Origin of the sequence: Streptomyces longispororuber, assembly GCF_014656095.1 — a bacterium.
In the GTDB taxonomy this organism is placed as follows: Bacteria; Actinomycetota; Actinomycetes; order Streptomycetales; family Streptomycetaceae; genus Streptomyces; species Streptomyces longispororuber.
In genome coordinates, this window is record NZ_BNBT01000001.1 from 106,751 (window position 1) to 123,179 (window position 16,429).

Here is a 16,429-nt window from a genome sequence, read left to right on the forward strand (position 1 = left end):
GTCTTCGTAGAGCAGCCACTTCTTTCCGATAACGCGTCAATTGCGGCGAGGTAAGCGATCACCCTTTCGTGTGCTTTTCACCAAAGACCTCAAGGGACTTGGACGCCCGGCCGACAACTGAATCCGTGAGTACCCTTGCGCACACCATGATGACCGCCGCCCGTTCCGCAGACTCCGGCCTCGCCGGCCCGGGCGAACTCGACCGCTACCCCTACACCGAGGCCCACGGCGCCGACCGCGTGGTCGCGCCCGCCTGGGAGAGCGCCGACCAGGAACTGGGCCGCGTCGGCCGAAGGGCAGCCGGCAGCCGGGGCCGCGGACTGCATGGCCAACTGGTCCAACAACTGGGCCAGATGATCGTCTCCGGGGACCTGGGCGCCGACCGGCCGCTCGTCCCGGAGGAGATCGGCCAGCGGTTCGAGGTCTCCCGCACCGTCGTCCGCGAATCACTGCGCGTACTGGAGGCCAAGGGCCTCGTCAGCGCCAGGCCCAACGTCGGCACCCGCGTGCGTCCCGTCAGCGACTGGAACCTGCTCGACCCGGACATCATCGAGTGGCGGGCGTTCGGCCCGCAACGCGACGACCAGCGCCGTGAGCTCAGCGAGCTGCGCTGGACCATCGAGCCACTGGCCGCCCGGCTCGCCGCCGGGCACGGCCGGGAGGAGGTGCAGCAGCGCCTCTCCGACATGGTCGAGATCATGGGGCACGCGCTGGCACAGGGCGACTCGATCACCTTCACCCGCGCCGACGCCGAGTTCCACTCACTACTCATCCAGGTCGCGGGCAACCGCATGCTCGAGCACCTGTCCGGCATCGTCTCGGCCGCCCTGCAGGTCTCCGGGGGCCCGGTCACCGGCTGCGACCGACCCACCGAGGCCTCCCTGACGCACCACGCCCGGATCGTCGACGCCCTCTCCTCCGGCGACGGACCCGCGGCCGAGGCCGCCATGCGCCAGCTCCTGACCGTCCACCCGGAGGTGGAGCGGGTCGTGCCCGCTCCGCGCGAGCACTGACCGCGGTCCCGCGTCGCCACCGCAGCCGTGCGCGCCGCGCAGCATCGTTTCGCTGCTCCCCCTCCCGCTGACCGCTCCCGTGTCGCCGGACTCCCGGGGCCTTCCAGGTGCCGAGGGCTCGGCGACACGGGCGTAACGGCTCGAACCCGCGCGGAGGTGCACCCTGCCGGGGAGTACGCGCCTCCGGCGCCCGCCTAGACGCGCGTACCAGGCTCAAGAACGCGTACCGACTCAAGAACGCGTACGCAAGTGCGCGTCCCTACTCAAGAACACGTATCTACTCAAGAACGCGAGAGCGCGTGCCCCGCCCGTGAAGGGGTAGCCGGTCTGCAGGGACGGTCATACGGCCGAGTAGTTGACAGTTGAAACTTCGCTGGCCGCGAGGGTGCGCTCCGGCGTTCGCCGCGGAGGTTGGGCGGCCCTTCTCTGTACGTATGACCGGTCTTAGACCCATGAGCGGTCGACCTTCCCGCGGCAGTGGTCGTTTCTGACCGGATCTAGACGTTTTTCAGCCCCTATGGGGTGTGACTCGGGCCACGTAGATTGGGCGTAACGCTCCTAGAGGCAGCGCGATGACCTAAGAGGTGATAGCCGAGGAGGGAATACAGACGTCGTGCCAGACGCTGTCCAGCTCCACGGTCCCGCCCGCGCCGTCGGCACAATTCCCAGCCGTCGGTCGTCGGCTCCGATCCAGGGTGGACGGGGCCGGAAGCCGTTTTCCAACGTTCCGAGAGGTTGTTCGTGTCGGCCAGCACATCCCGTACGCTCCCGCCGGAGATCGCCGAATCCGTCTCAGTGATGGCGCTCATCGAGCGGGGAAAGGCTGATGGGCAGATCGCCGGCGACGACGTGCGTCGTGCCTTCGAAGCTGACCAGATCCCGGCCACTCAGTGGAAGAACGTTCTGCGCAGCCTCAACCAGATCCTCGAGGAAGAGGGTGTGACGCTGATGGTGAGTGCCGCGGAGCCCAAGCGCCCCCGCAAGAGCGTCGCAGCGAAGAGTCCGGCCAAACGCACCGCGACCAAGACGGTCGCGGCCAAGACCGCCACCGCGAAGTCGGCCACCGCCACAGCCGCCTCGGCGAAGCCCGTTGCCGAAGGCGTGGCCGAGGACAGCACGGGCACCAAGAAGGCTGCTGCCAAGAAGACGACGGCCAAGAAGGCCGCCACGAAGAAGACCGTCGCCAAGAAGACAACGGCGAAGAAGACCGCCTCCAAGAAGGACGCCGGTGAGCTCCTGGACGAGGAGGTCACCGAGGAGACCCCCGTCGTCGGCAAGCCCGGCGAGGGCGAGCCCGCGGAAGAGGGCGCTCAGGGCTTCGTCCTCTCCGACGAGGACGAGGACGACGCGCCCGCTCAGCAGGTCGCGGCGGCCGGCGCCACCGCCGACCCCGTCAAGGACTACCTGAAGCAGATCGGTAAGGTCCCCCTGCTCAACGCCGAGCAGGAGGTCGAGCTCGCCAAGCGCATCGAGGCGGGTCTGTTCGCCGAGGACAAGCTGGCCAACGCCGACAAGCTCGCGCCGAAGCTCAAGCGCGAGCTGGAGATCATCGCCGAGGACGGCCGCCGCGCCAAGAACCACCTCCTGGAGGCCAACCTCCGCCTGGTGGTCTCCCTGGCCAAGCGCTACACGGGCCGCGGCATGCTCTTCCTGGACCTCATCCAGGAGGGCAACCTCGGTCTGATCCGCGCGGTCGAGAAGTTCGACTACACCAAGGGCTACAAGTTCTCCACGTACGCCACCTGGTGGATCCGTCAGGCCATCACCCGCGCCATGGCCGACCAGGCCCGCACCATCCGCATCCCGGTGCACATGGTCGAGGTCATCAACAAGCTCGCGCGCGTGCAGCGCCAGATGCTCCAGGACCTGGGCCGCGAGCCCACCCCGGAGGAGCTGGCCAAGGAACTCGACATGACCCCGGAGAAGGTCATCGAGGTCCAGAAGTACGGCCGCGAGCCCATCTCCCTGCACACCCCGCTGGGCGAGGACGGCGACAGCGAGTTCGGTGACCTCATCGAGGACTCCGAAGCCGTCGTTCCGGCCGACGCGGTCAGCTTCACGCTCCTCCAGGAGCAGCTCCACTCCGTCCTCGACACCCTGTCCGAGCGCGAGGCGGGCGTCGTCTCGATGCGTTTCGGTCTCACCGACGGTCAGCCGAAGACCCTCGACGAGATCGGCAAGGTGTACGGGGTGACGCGTGAGCGCATTCGCCAGATCGAGTCGAAGACCATGTCGAAGCTGCGCCACCCGTCGCGTTCGCAGGTCCTGCGCGACTACCTGGACTAGGTCCCGACCGCCAGGACCGCGCCCTGCTTCGGGACCAGCCGTCCCGTCCGTCAGGGCCAGGTCCTGGCCATCCGGACCAGGCCTCTGAGTGCCTCCGAAAGACCCGGAGCCCTTCCACGCGAAGGCTCCGGGTCTTTCGTCTGTTCGCGCGGACAGGGTGCGGCGGCTGCGACGGCGGATGACTCTGGGTACGCGATGGCAACCCGGAGTGAGGAGAACGCATGCGTCGCCCCTTCGCCCGAACGCTGGCGGGAACGCTGATCCTGGGGGCCGCCGCGGCGGCTCTGCCCCTTGCTTCCCCGCCCCTGGCGGTCGCCGACAGCGTGATCGTCGGTGGCACTCCGGCCCGCGTGGAGGACAGTCCGTGGGCCGTGGCCCTCTCCAGTCGTGACCAGTTCGGGGGTACTCGCTCGGGTCAGTTCTGCGGGGGCGTCGTGGTCGCGCCGTCCACGATCCTGACCGCGGCGCATTGCATGAGCGAAGAAGTGCTCGGCGTGCCTCTGCAGCAGTTGCGGGACCTGAGGGTCCTCGCCGGACGCGAGGACCTGCACACCGACTCCGGGGATGAGATCCCGGTGAGTGATGTGTGGGTCAACCCTGAGTACGACGCCTATACGAACGACGGCGACGTCGCCGTCCTGACCCTGTCCAGGGCGCTCCCGCAGAAGTACGTGATCCCGATGGCACGCAGGGGAGACCCCGCGTACGAACCGGGGACCGGCGCTGCCGTGTATGGCTGGGGAGATACCACGGGCGCAGGTGACTACGCGCACGTGCTGCACTCCGCGCGCGTGACGGTCCTGGCGGATTCCGTGTGCGACGAGGCCTACCAGGGCAGCGTCGACGGGACGTACACGCGGACGTCGATGCTGTGCGCGGGTGAGCGTCGAGGCGGGCGGGACGCCTGCCAGGGCGACAGCGGAGGCCCCCTGGTGGCTCGCGGGCGGCTCATCGGGCTCGTGTCCTGGGGGAGCGGCTGCGGCCGGGCGGACAGTCCGGGGGTCTATACGCGCGTCTCGGAGGTTGTCCGGCTTGTGGAGCGGACGGGTGGCAGCGCGCCGGGAGCGTGAGCTGCAGGGCGCCTCGAGGGGCTGCCCAGCGGAACCGGCCGAGCCCCTTGCTAGTGGTGGCTCCCCCGCTGGGACGGCGTGTGCAAGGCGGCGGCCAGCTCCTGGTGAGCGCAGCGTCGGCGCGACGTCTGGGGGCGGTTCGCAGGTCTAGAAGGGGCTCCACGGGGGCGGGTGGCCTCGGCGTGGCCCTGTGAGGCGTCTCAGCGCCCCGCTGCCGGGGTATGCCGTGTCCTAGGCCTTCCGGGGCCTTCGACTCCTCCGGGAGCTGTCAGAGCGCGGCTGTCACGGCCCGGGTTGCCAGGTCCCGGCCCGCGCCGGGAAGACGATCCCCGCCGGGAAGACGATCCGCGCCGGGAAACGTCAGGGATCGGGAAGCGCCAGGAAATGACGACGGGCGGCCGCTCCTGGTTCACAGGGGCAGCCGCCCGGTCGCCGGTCTGGTGGTCCGGCGCTCGCTCGTCGTGGGTGCGAGGCGTCAGCGGTCCTCATCGGACGCGGTGGCCGGAACGGCCGTCAGGCGCTCCGTCTCGTCCTGTATCTCGGCGGCGATCTTCTTGAGTTCCGGCTCGAACTTGCGACCGTGGTGGGCGCAGAAGAGCAGTTCACCGCCACTGAGCAGCACGACGCGCAGGTAGGCCTGGGCGCCGCACCGGTCGCAGCGGTCAGCGGCCGTCAGGGGGCTCGCGGGGGTCAGAACAGTAGTCACGTCGCCTCTTCTCTAGCTCGACGAGCTGTCGTACCAGGGTCAACATCCAACCAGGCCGAAAACGTTCCCGCTCGTGGCTTTTCCTCGAAATTCTCTTTCCGAGGTGGCTGTCTGCTGCCGGTTGGCGGCGAATGTGCCGTAGTGCGTGTCTTACGTGTCGTACGGTTTCGCGCTGTCTGTCAGGTCGGGTCCTGCCGGCTGGCTTGCCGGTTGTTCATGAGGACGTGCCCGGAGCCTAAATGGTTCATGCCTGGAAGGGAACGTGACGTGCGCTTCACTCCATCGAGGGATCGAACACGCGTACGCTTCTGGACTAGTCTGGACCTGGTCGGGGGTGATGGCGAGGGTGGCGTGGCAGCGGCTCTACCAGGCCTCGGTACCCTCTGACGGGCAGCAGAAGCCGAGCCCTTACCCCCAAGGGCCCCTTATGAAATTCAGCGAGGAGCGAACCGCGTGACCGCCGAGACGTCCGTGCCGTCCACAGCGTTGCTGACCGGAGCAGACCGGGACGGTTCCAACTACACCGCGCGGCACCTGCTCGTCCTGGAGGGGCTCGAGGCGGTCCGCAAGCGCCCGGGCATGTACATCGGCTCCACGGACAGCCGGGGCCTGATGCACTGCCTCTGGGAGATCATCGACAACTCCGTCGACGAAGCCCTGGGCGGGTTCTGTGATCACATCGAGGTGATCCTGCACGACGACGCCTCCGTGGAGGTCCGGGACAACGGCCGGGGCATCCCCGTCGACGTCGAGCCGAAGACCGGGCTCTCCGGCGTCGAGGTCGTCATGACCAAGCTGCACGCGGGCGGCAAGTTCGGCGGCGGTTCGTACGCGGCCTCCGGCGGTCTGCACGGCGTGGGCGCCTCCGTGGTGAACGCCCTGTCGGCCCGCCTGGACGTCGAGGTGGACCGCGCCGGGCACACCCACGCCATCAGTTTCCGGCGCGGCGTTCCCGGTGCGTTCGCGAAGACGGGGCCCGAGGCCCCGTTCGACGCCAAGGCCCGCCTGACCAAGGTCAAGAAGATCCCCAAGGCCCGTACGGGTACCCGCGTGCGGTACTGGGCGGACCGCCAGATCTTCCTCAAGGACGCCAAGCTCAACCTGGAGACGCTGCACCAGCGCGCCCGACAGACCGCGTTCCTCGTACCGGGCCTCACGATCGTCGTCCGTGACGAGTACGGGCTGGGCGAGGGCGGTACGAAGGGTGAGGAATCCTTCCGCTTCGACGGTGGCATCAGCGAATTCTGTGAGTTCCTGGCACAGGACAAGGCGGTGTGCGACGTACTGCGCTTCACCGGGCAGGGCACCTTCAAGGAGACCGTGCCGGTCCTGGACGAGCGCGGGCAGATGACGCCCACCGAGGTCACCCGTGAACTGGGCGTGGACGTCGCCCTGCGCTGGGGCACCGGCTACGACACGACGATCAAGTCGTTCGTGAACATCATCGCCACCCCCAAGGGCGGCACCCACGTCACCGGCTTCGAGCGCTCGCTCACCAAGACCGTCAACGAGGTGCTGCGGGCGCAGAAGCTGCTGCGGGTGGCCGAGGACGACATCGTCAAGGACGACGCCCTCGAGGGGCTGACCGCGGTCGTGACCGTGCGGCTTGCCGAGCCGCAGTTCGAGGGCCAGACCAAGGAGGTCCTGGGCACGTCGGCGGCCAACCGGATCGTGGCCAACGTCATCGCCAAGGAGCTCAAGGCGTTCCTCACCTCGTCCAAGCGGGACGCCAAGGCGCAGGCGCGGGCCGTGATGGACAAGGTCGTGGCAGCGGCGCGGACCCGCATCGCGGCACGGCAGCACAAGGACGCCCAGCGGCGTAAGACGGCCCTGGAGTCGTCGTCCCTGCCGGCGAAGCTGGCGGACTGCCGCAGTGACGCGGTGGACCGCAGCGAGCTGTTCATCGTGGAGGGGGACTCCGCGCTGGGCACGGCGAAGCTGGCGCGCAACTCGGAGTTCCAGGCGCTGCTACCCATCCGCGGCAAGATCCTCAACGTTCAGAAGTCGTCGGTCTCCGACATGCTGAAGAACGCCGAGTGCGGTGCGATCATCCAGGTCATAGGGGCTGGGTCCGGCCGGACCTTCGACCTGGACGCCGCCCGCTACGGCAAGATCATCCTGCTGGTGGACGCCGACGTCGACGGGGCGCACATCCGCTGCCTGCTGCTGACGCTCTTCCAGCGCTACATGCGGCCCATGGTCGAGGCTGGCCGGGTGTTCGCGGCGGTGCCGCCGCTGCACCGCATCGAGCTGTCCCAGCCCAAGAAGGGGCAGGACAAGTACGTCTACACGTACTCCGACCGCGAGCTGCGCGAGACGCTGCTGGAGTTCGAGCGCAAGGGCGTGCGGTACAAGGACTCCATCCAGCGCTACAAGGGCCTGGGCGAGATGGACGCCGACCAACTGGCGGAGACCACGATGGACCCGCGCCACCGCACCCTGCGCCGTATCAACATCAGCGACCTGGAAGCGGCCGAGCAGGTCTTCGACCTGCTGATGGGCAACGAAGTCGCGCCTCGCAAGGAGTTCATCACCAGCTCCGCCGCCACGCTCGACCGGTCGCGCATCGACGCGTAACCGCGGTCCGGGCGCCACGTCGCCCCGCCGCGTCCGGTGCCTCCACCCTCGGGTGGAGGCACCGTTCCACCCGGACTCCACCTCCGCTCCGATCCGCTGACCTGGGCCGATTCCGTACCGTCGAAGGCGTCGTACTTCTTCGTCCGCGCACGCCATCGGAGGCCGTGATGCCCGGGTTCGCCAACGCGCTGCTGATCACCGCCGCCGTCGGGCTGCTCGTCATACGCCGGACGAAGCCGCAGCGCGTGAGGGCGGCCAAGCGCTGGTGGCTGGCGCCTGCCGTGCTCGCCTACTGCAGCCTGCGCGGACCGGGCTTCATCGATGTCCACCACCGCTGTACGTCGATCGCGCTCCTCGGCGCTGACCTGTGCGTCGGCGTGGCGATGAGCGCGGCTTGGACCCGCACCAACCACGTCTGGACTGAGCCGGACGGTCGCGTGTGGAGTCGAGGGACCAGAGCCACGGCCGGGGTGTGGGCCGCGGGCACCGCCTCACGGCTCGGGCTCGTAGGCATAGCCCTGCTCATCGGCATCCACCAGGGCGCTGGCGCGCTGCTCCTCGCCCTGGCGGTGTCCCTGCTGGTCCGCACCGGCTTCCGGGAACTGCGAGTCCGCGCAGTGCGTCCGGCTCCGGCACTCACCGCCGCCGTGCGGTGACCGGGCATACCGACCGGAAGGAGCAGGCATGACGCGCGACAACTGGACGCGCTGGCCCGTACGGGAAGCGCTCAGCCCGGAGGGCTTGACCCGGCCCCGGCGTGTGCTCACCTGGGTGGTGCGTGCGGTGTTCATCGGCGTGCTGCTGTGGAGCACCTTCGCCCGGCGTGACATGCCGGCCTGGGGCAGTGCCCTCGCGATGCTCATGGTCGTGCTCTGTGCGGCGACCATCGCGTGGTATTTCCGCGCCACCCTGCAACGGCAGGCCTGGACGTCCCTGTGCTCCCTCGGTCTGCTGGCGGCGACAGGCGCGGTGGCGCAGGGGACCGGGTTCCACATGCCCGCGGCCGTGCTGTGGTGCTCCTGCGCCATCCTGGCCTTGGAGCGACTGCCCCTGGGTGCGGCGATGGCCGCCGCCGTACTGGCACTGGGGGCGTTCGCCCTGGTGAATGAGGACCTCTGGCCGGTTACCGCGGCCGTCACCGTGGGTCTTGGCCTCGCTGGTTACGTCCTGCGGCTGGATGCCGAGGCCCGGGGCAACGCCCAGCGGCTGCTCGCGCAGGAGCGGGCGGCGCGGGCCGCCGAGGCGGAGTCCGCCGCCTTGGCCGAGCGCGCCCGGATCGCCCGGGAGATCCACGACGTCCTTGCGCACAGTCTCTCCGCGCAGATGGTCCACCTGGAGGCGGCCCGGCTGCTGATCGAACGGGACGCGGACCGGAAGCAGATCCACGAACGAGTGGTGGCAGCACGAGCCATGGCTGCGGAAGGACTGGCCGAGACCCGCCAGGCGCTGTCCGCGCTGCGCGGTGAGATGACCCCGGTCGAGGACTACCTCTGCCAGCTCGCCGGGGAGGACGGGACCCGGGTCGCGGTCTCCGGGGAGCGCCGGGCCCTTGCCGCGGAGGCTTCACAGGCGGTGCGGAGAGTCGCGCAGGAGGCCCTGACGAACGTACGGAAGCACGCACCGGGCGCCAAGGTGACCATGTGCCTGGAGTACGGGAAGGAGCAAGTCACGCTGGACGTGCGGGATTCGGGCGGAGCGCCGGGTGATCTGACGGCGTCGGGAGCCGGGTACGGTCTGCTCGGAATGCGGGAGCGCGCCGAGTTGCTCGGCGGCTCGCTGGAAGCGGGGCCGGAGGCGGATGGCTTCGCGGTGAGGCTGAGGGTGCCGGGATGACAGGAGACGACGGGCGCAGCGACGGTGTGACCGTGGCTGGTGCTGGTGCTGGTGCTGGTGCTGGTGCTGGTGCTGGTGCTGGCGTGGGTGGCGGGCCTCTGGCGGGCGGGCCGAGAGCGAGCCGCGGGGTTCGCGCGGAGGCTGGCGTCAGCGCGGGGGCGAGGGCCGGGGCGGGGGCGGTGGCCCAGGAGGTTGCGGCAAACGGGAAGGCGGCCGCGCGTGTGGTGGTGGTCGATGACCAGACCGTGGTGCGTGAGGGCATCGTGATGCTGCTGGGGCTGCTGCCGGGGATCGACGTCGTGGGTGCCGGGGGCGACGGCGAGGAAGCGGTACGGCTCGTGGCCGAACTCGCTCCTGATGTCGTGCTGATGGACCTGAGGATGCCTCGTTGTGACGGGGCGGAGGCGACGCGCCGGATCCGCGCCGACCATCCGGGTACGCAGGTCGTGGTGCTCACCACGTATGACGACGACGAGTCGCTGTTCCCCGCGCTCAAGGCCGGGGCGCGGGGGTACCTCACCAAGGACGCGGGCGGTGACGAGATCGTGCGGGCCATCACGGACGTGCTCTCGGGAAAGGCCGGTCTGTCACCGCAGATCCAGCGGCGGCTCCTGGAGCGGCTCGCGGAGCCGGAGCGTCCGGCGCGCCCGGTGGAGCCTCCGGACGGCCTGACGCTGCGGGAGACGGAGGTGATCGGACTGATTGCGGAAGGGATGACGAACCAGGAGATCGCTCGCGCGCTGCATGTCTCCACGGCCACCGTGAAGACCCACATCAACAACCTCTTCGCCAAAACGGGGCTCAAGGACCGCGCGCAAGCCGTCCGGTACGCCTATCGACACGGTCTCGCGCAGCCACCGGGAGGTACGCGCAGGTGAGAAACCATTTCACCTGATGGGGTGAAGAGCGGAAGGAGGCAAGCCAGGGATCTTCCCGTTCTGCTCATCCTTGGGCACGCGGCCGAACATGGACGCGGGCGAGGAGAGTTCGGTGGAGAAGGACGACGGCCGTGATGCCGGGCGGGACGGACCAGGCGATCTGCGGGATCCGTGGCACGACGCGCTTGCCACGGGGTGGGGCGAGCCCGACGGTGTGGGTACACCGGCGCCCAAGAGCCCGGCCGTTCCCGTGCCCGAGGGGGACAGGAGCGCGACCGACATCTACCTGCAGGTGCAGGCGAGCGCGGCGTTTCAGGAAGTGCGACGCCGGTACCGAAGGTTCGTGATCCCCGGGGTGGCCGTCTTCTTCACCTGGTACGTGGCGTACGTCGTGACGGCGACGTCGGCACCGGGGCTGATGGCGCGGCCCGTCACCGGTGCAGTGAACGTGGCGATGCTGGCGGGGCTCGGGCAGTTCGTCACGACGTTCCTGCTGACGTGGGCGTACGCCCGGCATGCGCGGCTGCGGCGGGACCGGGCGGCGCTCGATCTGCGCTGGGCCGTGTTCGAGCAGGAGAGGGAGCGGGAGCTGAAGCAGGGGGCGAGCGGTGACCGGTGAGCACCAGACGCCGGCGCTCGTGCTGTTCGGTGTGTTCGTGGCGGTCACGCTCGCCATCACGACGTATGTGAGCCGCAACAGGCGGGGCTCGGCGGAGGAGTTCTACGCGGGCGGACGGCTGTTCTCCCCCATGGAGAATGGTTTTGCCATCGCGGGGGACTACATGTCCGCCGCCTCGTTCCTCGGCATCTCGGGGTTGATCGCCCTGTACGGCTACGACGGGCTGCTGTACTCGGTGGGGTTCCTCGTGGCGTGGCTGGTGGTGCTGTTCCTCGTGGCGGAACTGGTGCGCAACTGCGGGCGGTTCACGCTGGCCGACGTCGTGGCGGCGCGGATGCGGGAGCGTCCGGTGCGCATCGCCGCGGGAACGTCCTCGGTGACCGTGTCCGTTCTCTATCTGGTGGCGCAGATGGTGGGAGCCGGTTCGCTGGTCGCGCTGCTGCTCGGGGAGACGGGCGAGGCCGCGCAGGCGTGGACGGTCGTCGGTGTCGGCTTGCTCATGGTCGTCTATGTGTCGCTGGGAGGGATGCGGGCCACCACGTGGATCCAGATCGTCAAAGCGGTCCTGTTGATGGGTGGGGCCGTCGCGCTGACCGTGCTGGTACTGATGCGGTTCCAGGGCGACTTCAACCACCTGTTGCGTACGGCTGCCGACCGCAGTGGGCACGGGAGCGCGTTCCTGGCGCCCGGTCTGAAGTACGGCGGGGACTGGACCGCGCGCCTGGACTTCATCAGCCTGGGGCTGGCGCTCGTGTTGGGGACGGCCGGGCTGCCGCACATCTTGTCCCGCTTCTACACCGTGCCGACCGCGCGGGCCGCCCGTCGCTCGGTGGTCTGGTCGATCGGTCTCATCGGCGGGTTCTACCTGATGACCATCGTGCTGGGCTTCGGTGCGGCCGCGATCGTCGGTGCCGACGCGGTCCGCGGGTCGAACGCCGCGGGGAACACGGCGGTGCCCCTGTTGGCGCTCGATCTGGGCGGAGGCGCGGATTCCACCGGAGGAACGGTTCTCTTCGCGGTCGTCGCGGCCATCGCGTTCGCCACCATCCTCGCCGTGGTCGCCGGGATCACGCTGGCGTCCTCGGCGTCCGTGGCCCACGACCTGTACGCGTCCCTGCGGCGGCGCGCCGAGCCGCGCAGTGAGGTGGCGGTGGCGCGTGTCGCCGCGGTCGGGATCGGGGTGGTGGCGATCGGCCTCGGGTTGCTGGCCAAGGACCTCAACGTCGCGTTCCTGGTGGGGCTCGCGTTCGCGGTGGCCGCGTCCGCCAACCTGCCGGTGCTGCTGTACTCGCTGTTCTGGCGGAGGTTCACGACGCGAGGGGCCGTGTGGTCGGTGTACGGGGGCCTCCTGCCCGCGCTGGTGCTCGTGGTGCTGTCGCCGGTGGTGTCCGGGAGCCCGGACGCCTTGTTCCCGGGCGCGGACTTCCAGTACTTCCCGCTCGACAACCCGGGCCTGGTCTCCATCCCGCTGGGCTTCCTCGCGGGCTGGCTGGGCACGGTGACCTCGGCGGACAGGGCGGACGAGGGCAAGCACGCGGAGACGGAGGTGCGGTCGCTGACGGGGGCGGGCGCCGTGTAGGCCGACCGGAGGCGAGGGAAGCTGTGGGGCCGAGGGTTCGGGGAGGTGACGTCCGGGGCTCCGGACGGCGCCGCTATCGCGGGACTAGCGGCCGCTCGACCACTCGTAGCGGTGCTCCGGACGGCCCGTGTCACCGTACTTCAGGCTCAGCCGCACCCGGCCCGTGCGCTCCAGGAGCTTCAGGTAGCGCTGTGCGGTCTGACGGCTGAGCCGGGTGCGTTCTCCCAGCTCCTGGGCGGACAGGGGGCCCTCGGCGGCCAGCAGGGCCCTGCGGACCAGTTCCGCCGTGGTGGGGGAGTGTCCCTTGGGCAGTACGGACGCCGCGGTCGTCGCGGAGAGCGCGCCGAAGATCCGGTCGACCTCCGCCTGCTCCGCCTCGCCCCCGCCGTCCAGGGTGCGGCGCAGCGTCGCGTAGGCCTCGAGCTTCACGCGGAGCCCCGCGTACGAGAACGGCTTGACCAGATACTGCAGCGCGCCGTGGCGCATCGCGGCCTGGACGGTGGTGACGTCCCGCGCCGCCGTCACCATGATGACGTCGGTCTGGTGACCGCGTTCGCGCAGCGTACGCACCACGGCGAGACCCGTCAGGTCCGGCAGGTAGTGGTCGAGGAGTACGAGGTCGACGGGCACCTCCTCGACCAGCCGCAGTGCCTCGGCGGCGCTGTGGGCGCGTCCGGCGACCCGGAAGCCCGGGACCTTCTCGACGTAGGCGGCGTTGACGTCCGCGACCCGGACGTCGTCGTCCACGACCAGCACCTCGATCATCGCGCCTCCTCGGGAACGAACGGCTGTGGTTCCGCCGGGTCCGGCTGTGTGCCCGCGGCGGGCGACGGTTGCTTCCCCGCGGGCGTCGGCAGTGGACCAGACGGGCCAGAACGCGGACCCGTCGCGGCGGAGGCGGGCTGGGGTTCCGCGGTGGCCCTGGGCAGCCCTGCTGTGGCCGTGGGCAGCCCCGCGGTGGCCGGTCGCGGCTCCGTGAGCCCTTCGGGCAGGACGACGGTGAACTCGGCGCCTCCGTCCGGGCCCGTGCCGACCCGGGCGCTGCCGCCCTGGCGCTCGGCGAGCCGGCGCACGAGCGCGAGACCGATGCCCCGTCTGCCGTGTGCGGGGGCCTCCTTGGTGGTCCAGCCCTCCGTGAAGACCGCCTCGCGCTGCGCGGGCGGGACACCGGGACCGGAATCGCGTACCCGAAGGACAACTGTGCGTCCCTGGAGACCCTCGGTCCGCAGAACGACCTCCACGCGCGCGTGCGGTGTGCCTGCCGCCGCGTCCAGCGCGTTGTCCACGAGGTTGCCGACGATCGTCACGAGGCCCCCCGGGTCGACGAGACGGTCCGGCACGGCGGTGTCCTCGGAGACGACGAGTGCCACGCCGCGCTCCGTGGCCACGGTCGCCTTGCCGACGAGCAGGGCCGACAGGAGCGGATCGTGGATCTTCTCGGTGATCTGCTCGGCCGTCACCCGGTGCGCGCCCGCCACCTCGCCGACGAACTCCGCGGCCTCCTCGTAGAGCTCCAGTTCCAGCAGGCCGAGCAGCGTGTGCATACGGTTGGCGTGCTCGTGGTCCTGGGCGCGCAGGGCGTCGATGAGGCCGCGGGTGGAGTCGAGTTCGCGACCGAGCTGCTCCAGCTCGGTGCGGTCGCGCAGGGTCGCGACGGCGCCTCCGTCGTCCGTGGGCATGCGGTTGGCGACCAGGACGCGCCGGCCCCGTACCGTCAGCAGGTCGGTGCCCGTGACCCGGCCCGCGAGCACGTCCGTCGTGCGCCCCGGACCGAGGGCCACGTCCAGAGGACGGCCGATCGCCTCCGTGCCGAGCCCCAGGAGGCGCTGCGCCTCGTCGTTGAGCAGCCGTACGCGTCCGTCGCGGTCCAGGGCGACGACGCCCTCCCGGATGCCGTGCAGCATCGCCTCCCGCTCGGCGAGCAGCGCCGCGATGTCGGAGAAGGCGAGGTCCCGGGTCTGGCGCTGGACCCGCCGGGAGATCAGATAGGCGGCGAGGGCGCCGACGGCGAGCGCCCCGCCCGCGTACGCGAAGAGACCGGGGATCGTGTGGATCAGCCGGTCGCGGACGCTGTCGTACGCGATGCCCACGGAGACCGCGCCGACGATGTCGCCGCTCGGGACCCGCAACGGCACCTTCCCGCGCGCGGAGCGGCCCAGGGTGCCGCTGTCGATCTGCATGACGTCCCGGCCGTCCAGCGCGTCGCTGGGGTCGGTCGAGACGACCTTGCCGATCTCACCGGGTTCGGGGTGCGACCAGCGCACCCCGAGCTTGTTCATGATCACGACGTACTCGGCCCCGCTGGCCTCGCGGATCCGCTCCGCCGCCGCCTGCACGGGACCGTCGGCCGCCGGTCGCGTCGAGGTGAGGTCCTGGGCGATCCGCGGCTGGGCCGCCGTCGTCTGCGCGATGGCGAGCGCGCGGCGCATCGCCTGGTCGTCGAGCTGCTTGCCGAGCGGCGCGAGGAACAGCCCCGTCGCGAGCACCGCGACCCCGGCGGCGATCGCCAACTGCATCAGCAGGACCTGCGAGAACACACGCCGTGGCAGGCCCAGGCGCAGTCGTCGGGCAGGGGAGGTCGGGCTCATGGGACGAACGGTACGGCGGTGGGTGCTCCTCGCCTACGGGAGTGTGGCGCGGATCTCGCACGCCCCCGGGGTGGGGCGGGATCCCTCTTGGGTGGCAGAGGCTCGGACGCTCCGGCGCCACGACATCCAGGCCACTGGCGGGTGCGCCGCCCCCGGGGACAGGGGTGCCCACATAGAGACTGCGCCGTTGTACGCTCCCGTGCGCCGGGCGATAGGCGGACGCGCCGGGCTCTAGGCGGGGCGGATGCGCCAGGCCTGAGCGGGCACTCCAAGCCTAGGCGGGTGCACCCCAGATGCAGGCGGGTGCGCGACCCCTAGGGGGACAACCCGCGCGTGGACGCGCCCCCGTCTGTGGCGGACGGGGCCTTGGTGATCTCGCGGATCGCCGTCACGTCCATTCGCGCGGGCGACCCGAGATCCGCGCCGCAGCTCTCCGGGCGGGGCGGGAGCGAGGTGCCCTGGGCGACGGTGACGTGCCAGCGCCGCCCGTCGGTGTGGACGACCGTCACCTCCCACTGCGGGGCGTCACCCGTCGTCCGTACGACGTGCAACACGTCCGCCCGGTGTTCGCGTACGGCCGTGCGCACGGCGAGCTCGGCGGCCTGCCCGGGGCGCGTCCAGGCGCTGTTGCCCCGGCAGCCCTCAGTGACGACGTGGCCGTCCCGCGCGGCGCGCAGTATGTCCTTCACCGCGTGCGCGGCCATCCGGCCGTACGCGTATCCGTACGGCAGCACGAGCATCGTGGGGGAGAAGCGATGACCACCTAGATGAGTGATCTCCCAGACGCCTTCCTCTCCGGAAGCGGTGAGGTCACCGGCGAGCGGGCGGCCGAGCAGGGCGCAGCAGCGGTCGCGCTTGCCGTTCGTGCAGACGAGCGCGAGCGGGACCCCGGCGTACGGGCTGCCGAAGCCGCCGTGGTCGCCCGCGCCGAGCGCGACGAAGTCCAGGTCGAGCAACTGCCGCGGGTCGTCGACCGTGTGCGAGCGCAGCCAGCCCGCGCCCGGCGGGGTGTGGGCCACGTACACCTGGTGCCGGGCGGGGGTGTGGCAGTCGGCGTGCCGCCCGGGGCGCCGGATGAGCGCCACCCGCACGCCGGTCGACTCGGCGGCGCTCTCCAGCGCGCGGCCGACCTCCGGGTCCAGGTGGCTGGACGTGAGCGCCTTGGCGCCCCAGGGGCCGGGCTGTTCGACGAGCAGCCACGTCCTGGCGGTGGCCGCGGTGCCCGCGAGGGGCTCGTTGAGGTCCCGCGAAACGGTCGCGCACGTACTCACGGAGGGGAG

General features: G+C 70.6%; 13 protein-coding genes. 9 read left to right on the forward strand and 4 right to left on the reverse strand.

Annotated features, from left to right (window positions below; translation table 11 throughout):
- Positions 1 to 125: 125 nt before the first annotated feature.
- From IE330_RS00395 to IE330_RS00405, 3 genes are all read left to right on the forward strand, one after another.
- On the forward strand, positions 126 to 1,013 hold the full coding sequence (locus tag IE330_RS00395) for a FadR/GntR family transcriptional regulator (RefSeq protein WP_190133744.1): 888 nt from the start codon (positions 126 to 128) through the stop codon (positions 1,011 to 1,013).
- 735 nt (positions 1,014 to 1,748) lie between these two features.
- Positions 1,749 to 3,299, forward strand: a complete 1,551-nt coding sequence (locus IE330_RS00400) for an RNA polymerase sigma factor (protein ID WP_190133745.1) — start codon at positions 1,749 to 1,751, stop codon at positions 3,297 to 3,299.
- Between the two features lie 221 nt (positions 3,300 to 3,520).
- A complete protein-coding gene (locus tag IE330_RS00405; RefSeq protein ID WP_190133746.1) occupies positions 3,521 to 4,369 on the forward strand; it encodes a S1 family peptidase in 849 nt (282 codons plus the stop codon).
- Between the two features lie 475 nt (positions 4,370 to 4,844).
- Here the strand turns inward: IE330_RS00405 and IE330_RS00410 are convergent, their stop codons facing one another.
- Entirely contained in the window at positions 4,845 to 5,075 is a 231-nt protein-coding gene (locus IE330_RS00410) for a DUF7455 domain-containing protein (protein WP_190133747.1), read from the reverse strand.
- A gap of 453 nt (positions 5,076 to 5,528) precedes the next feature.
- On the opposite strand from IE330_RS00410, the gene IE330_RS00415 reads away from it, so the two are divergent.
- The 6 genes from IE330_RS00415 (at position 5,529) to IE330_RS00440 (ending at position 12,561) form a co-directional block, all read left to right on the forward strand.
- The gene (locus tag IE330_RS00415) at positions 5,529 to 7,652 is read left to right on the forward strand and encodes a DNA gyrase/topoisomerase IV subunit B (RefSeq protein WP_190133748.1); all 2,124 of its coding nucleotides are present in this window, start codon (positions 5,529 to 5,531) and stop codon (positions 7,650 to 7,652) included.
- Between the two features lie 167 nt (positions 7,653 to 7,819).
- Positions 7,820 to 8,308: a DUF1453 domain-containing protein gene (locus IE330_RS00420; RefSeq protein ID WP_190133749.1), complete on the forward strand. Its 489-nt coding sequence runs from the start codon at positions 7,820 to 7,822 to the stop codon at positions 8,306 to 8,308.
- 28 nt (positions 8,309 to 8,336) lie between these two features.
- Positions 8,337 to 9,485 carry a sensor histidine kinase gene (locus tag IE330_RS00425; protein ID WP_190133750.1) on the forward strand — a complete coding sequence of 383 codons (1,149 nt, stop codon included), beginning with the start codon at positions 8,337 to 8,339 and terminating at the stop codon, positions 9,483 to 9,485.
- A gap of 221 nt (positions 9,486 to 9,706) precedes the next feature.
- Positions 9,707 to 10,363, forward strand: coding sequence for a response regulator transcription factor (locus IE330_RS00430; protein WP_373314518.1), 657 nt, complete (start codon positions 9,707 to 9,709; stop codon positions 10,361 to 10,363).
- A 112-nt stretch (positions 10,364 to 10,475) separates the two neighbouring features.
- Positions 10,476 to 10,982: a DUF485 domain-containing protein gene (locus IE330_RS00435; RefSeq protein WP_229925228.1), complete on the forward strand. Its 507-nt coding sequence runs from the start codon at positions 10,476 to 10,478 to the stop codon at positions 10,980 to 10,982.
- Positions 10,972 to 12,561 (forward strand): monocarboxylic acid transporter, encoded by a 1,590-nt coding sequence (locus tag IE330_RS00440; RefSeq protein ID WP_190133752.1) that lies wholly within the window; start codon positions 10,972 to 10,974, stop codon positions 12,559 to 12,561. The genes IE330_RS00435 and IE330_RS00440 overlap by 11 nt, the downstream gene beginning before the upstream one ends.
- A gap of 84 nt (positions 12,562 to 12,645) precedes the next feature.
- Here IE330_RS00440 and IE330_RS00445 read toward each other — a convergent pair whose 3' ends face one another.
- The 3 genes from IE330_RS00445 to IE330_RS00455 form a co-directional block, all read right to left on the reverse strand.
- Positions 12,646 to 13,326: a response regulator gene (locus IE330_RS00445; protein ID WP_190133753.1), complete on the reverse strand. Its 681-nt coding sequence runs from the start codon at positions 13,324 to 13,326 to the stop codon at positions 12,646 to 12,648.
- A complete protein-coding gene (locus IE330_RS00450) occupies positions 13,323 to 15,149 on the reverse strand; it encodes a sensor histidine kinase (protein WP_190133754.1) in 1,827 nt (608 codons plus the stop codon). Before IE330_RS00450 ends, IE330_RS00445 begins: the two co-directional genes overlap by 4 nt.
- A gap of 314 nt (positions 15,150 to 15,463) precedes the next feature.
- On the reverse strand, positions 15,464 to 16,420 hold the full coding sequence (locus IE330_RS00455) for a ferredoxin family protein (protein ID WP_190133755.1): 957 nt from the start codon (positions 16,418 to 16,420) through the stop codon (positions 15,464 to 15,466).
- Positions 16,421 to 16,429 lie beyond the last annotated feature (9 nt).

Excerpts from the sequence above, each read along its gene's own strand:
- IE330_RS00405 (WP_190133746.1), top strand. The coding sequence starts at position 3,521 with ATGCGTCGCCCCTTCGCCCGAACGCTGGCGGGAACGCTGATCCTGGGG.
- IE330_RS00450 (WP_190133754.1), bottom strand. The coding sequence starts at position 15,149 with ATGAGCCCGACCTCCCCTGCCCGACGACTGCGCCTGGGCCTGCCACGG.
- IE330_RS00420 (WP_190133749.1), top strand. The coding sequence starts at position 7,820 with ATGCCCGGGTTCGCCAACGCGCTGCTGATCACCGCCGCCGTCGGGCTG.
- IE330_RS00445 (WP_190133753.1), bottom strand. The coding sequence starts at position 13,326 with ATGATCGAGGTGCTGGTCGTGGACGACGACGTCCGGGTCGCGGACGTC.
- IE330_RS00425 (WP_190133750.1), top strand. The coding sequence starts at position 8,337 with ATGACGCGCGACAACTGGACGCGCTGGCCCGTACGGGAAGCGCTCAGC.